Source organism: Mesobacillus sp. (assembly GCF_047739415.1).
Lineage (GTDB): Bacteria > Bacillota > Bacilli > Bacillales > Cytobacillaceae > Mesobacillus.
This window is the reverse complement of the sequence record NZ_JBIQOE010000037.1, coordinates 1-3,014: the sequence shown is the minus strand read 5'-3', so window position 1 is coordinate 3,014 and position 3,014 is coordinate 1. Positions and strand designations below refer to the sequence as shown.

General features: G+C 49.0%; 2 protein-coding genes and 1 pseudogene. All 3 read right to left on the bottom strand.

Translation table 11 applies throughout. The annotated features are described in order from the left end of the window. A pseudogene (locus tag ACH0QE_RS02660) lies at window positions 1–222 on the bottom strand (acetolactate synthase small subunit); the annotation flags it as partial. After that, window positions 219–1,937: an acetolactate synthase large subunit gene (gene ilvB / locus ACH0QE_RS02655; RefSeq protein ID WP_415799165.1), complete on the bottom strand. Its 1,719-nt coding sequence runs from the start codon at window positions 1,935–1,937 to the stop codon at window positions 219–221. The gene ilvB and the pseudogene ACH0QE_RS02660, both read right to left, overlap by 4 nt. A gap of 407 nt (window positions 1,938–2,344) precedes the next feature. Next, a partial coding sequence (locus ACH0QE_RS02650; protein WP_415799164.1) for a dihydroxy-acid dehydratase occupies window positions 2,345–3,014 on the bottom strand: 670 nt, incomplete at its 5' end.

Below are 3,014 nucleotides of genomic sequence, written 5' to 3'. Positions count from 1 at the left end.
GACATCCACCTGTTTATTCACCTGCTTCACCAGCTGCAAAAACTTATGGTCATCTTCCACCTCGAGAATGACAGACATTTTGGAAACATCCTTCAGCTCCGGATATGCGACCGCAACCGCAAGGCTCTCAATCCTGTATTGATGCTTGTGGAACATGCCCATAAGCCGTGTGAAAATTCCATTCTGATTTTGGACTAATGCCGTGACCATCCGCTTTTTCATGGTTTCACCCCAATCATTTCATGCAGCCCTTTCCCTGGCGCAACCATTGGATAGACCTTTTCATCAGGATTCACGCGACAATCAATCAGGACTGGCTCGCGGTCTGTTAAAACTTCACTGAAAAGTCTCTCTGCTTCGTTTGTACTGCTCACCCTATAAGCTTTTATTCCATACGCTTCTGCAAGCTTTATGAAATCCGGCTGCAGGGAAAAGATAGAATGCGAGAATCGTTTTTCATAAAATGTTTCTTGCCACTGGCGGACCATTCCGAGTGATCCATTATTGATGATCAGCACTTTTACTGGCAGATTCCATTCTTTTAATAAAATCAATTCCTGGAGCGTCATCTGAAAGCCGCCGTCCCCGACAAGTGAAATGACCGCCGCATCCGGTTCAGCCAGTTGCGCTCCAATCGCCGCCGGGAAACCAAATCCCATTGTTCCTAGTCCGCCCGATGTAACCCAGGAGTTCGGCCGCGAAAACGAGTAGAATTGGGCAGCCCACATCTGGTGCTGGCCGACATCCGTCGTGACAATTGCATCCCCATTCGTATGCTTGTGCACTAATTCTATTAATTGCTGCGGTGAAGGCAATTCTCCGGCATCCGTAAACCAGTACGGATACTCAACCTTATTTTCTTCCAAGTGCTTCAGCCAAAGCTGTGAATCCGGTCCAACAACTACGCGGCTTAAAAGCATCTGCAAGACTGCTTTCGCATCTCCCACGATCGGAAAATGTGTCTCGACATTTTTGCCGATTTCCGCTGGATCAATATCTGCATGAGCAACCCTGGCATTTGGCGCGAAGGTAGCCAGATTGCCTGTCAGCCGATCATCGAAACGGGCACCGATATTGATCAATAGATCGCATTCATAAAGAGCCATATTCGCGGTATAACAGCCGTGCATCCCGGCCATTCCCAAAAACAGCGGATGCCCTGCCGGAAATCCTCCGAGACCTAGCAAAGTATGGACGACAGGCAATCGATACTGTTCTGCAAAAGCAACCAATTCTTCCGAGGCCTTAGCATGTAAAACCCCTGCCCCTGCTAAGATGACAGGCTTTTGGGAGTGTTGAAGTGCCTCAAGCAGGCTGTCTACCTGTAACGGATCAGGATTCACGGTTGGCCGATATCCCGGAAGGTTGACCTCAGCCTCTGGCAAAAAAGAAGTCTGAAGTGCAGTAAGGTCCTTCGGTATATCGACTAGAACAGGTCCGGGCCGTCCGGTTGTTGCCAGATGGAAGGCTTCCTTCACAACTCTGGGCAGATCCTCTACCCTTCTCACCTGGTAATTTTGCTTTGTGATCGGTGCCGTCATCCCAACGATATCTGCTTCTTGAAACGCGTCCGTCCCGATAACCTGCGAAGCAACCTGCCCTGTAAAAATGACAAGCGGCAATGAATCCATCATCGCATCCGCTATTCCTGTCACAACATTGGTGGCGCCGGGTCCTGAGGTAGCAATCACGACCCCAGGCTTTCCCGAAATCCGTGCATAGCCTTCCGCCGCGTGGATCGCTCCTTGTTCATGACGCGCCAAAACGTGATTGATCGGTGACCTGTGCAGAGCATCATAAATACCCAAAACCGCCCCGCCAGGATAGCCAAACAATAGCTCAACACCCTCCTGTTTCAGGGCCTGAATGAAGAGATCGGCCCCATTCATGTTCAATTCTTCTGTTTCAACCGTTACCATTGGCTCTCTTGCTGCCATCCAAATCTCCTCCTATTCTTCTTTTCATCCCAGCAGGGCAAATAAAAAAGCCATTCACCCCACACAAAAGTCAAATTTGTGCAGGGGTGAAAGGCTTATAGCATTCCACGGTACCACCCTCGTTTGCTGCATCTCTTGCGAAACACAGCCTTTTAAGGCAGGTCAGGTCATTTTTTATAAAAAAAGGATCTGAACTGTCTCGTTTTTGCTAACGAGTATACCCGTGTATACCCGGCGGTCCCTACTGCGATTTCAGGACTGCACTCAGAGGGGATGAAGGAATTGGCGTATTGCTGGCTTCCAGCGCGACCAGCTCTCTGTGAATACGGAATCCAATCCCTTAACCTCGTCATCGAGTTATTTATTATGTTTTCAAATTTCCCTAGACCTCGTCATCGAGTTATCTATTAAATTTTCAGGATGCCACCCGTGCTCGCGGAGGTGACCAGCTTCGAATATCGAGCCAGATAACCTTTCTTGATTTTCGGCTCCGGCTGTTTCCATTGGGCTTTCCGATCATTTAATTCTGCTTCAGAAACCTCAAGGGTAATCGTTCTTTCCTCTAAATCAATGAAAATAGTATCCCCATTTTCCACAAACGCAATCGGCCCTCCCTCAGCCGCTTCCGGTGAAATATGGCCGATGGAAATTCCCCTTGAAGCTCCTGAGAATCTGCCATCCGTAATCAGGGCGACCTTCTTTTCAAGGCCTCTTCCAGCAATGGCAGCTGTTGGCGCAAGCATTTCCGGCATTCCCGGACCGCCTTTTGGCCCTTCATAGCGGATGACGACCACATGCCCCTCACGTACATCGCCACTTTCAATCCCAGCCAAAGCTTCATCCTGAGATTCATAGACAATCGCTTCACCTTTAAAAGTCTTGATGGACGGATCCACTGCACCTACCTTGATGACGCCTCCATCTGGTGCGATATTTCCAAACAGAACCGATAAACCGCCGACTGGGCTATAAGCTGTTTCCTTGCTGCGGATGACGTCACTATTTAATACCTCCGCATCCTTTACATTTTCGTAAAGGGATTTACCCGTAATGGTGATCCGGTCCGGATGTACAGCT

Bases quoted from the DNA above. Each gene is read 5' to 3' on its own strand.
- ilvB (WP_415799165.1), bottom strand. From the start codon at position 1,937: ATGGCAGCAAGAGAGCCAATGGTAACGGTTGAAACAGAAGAATTGAAC.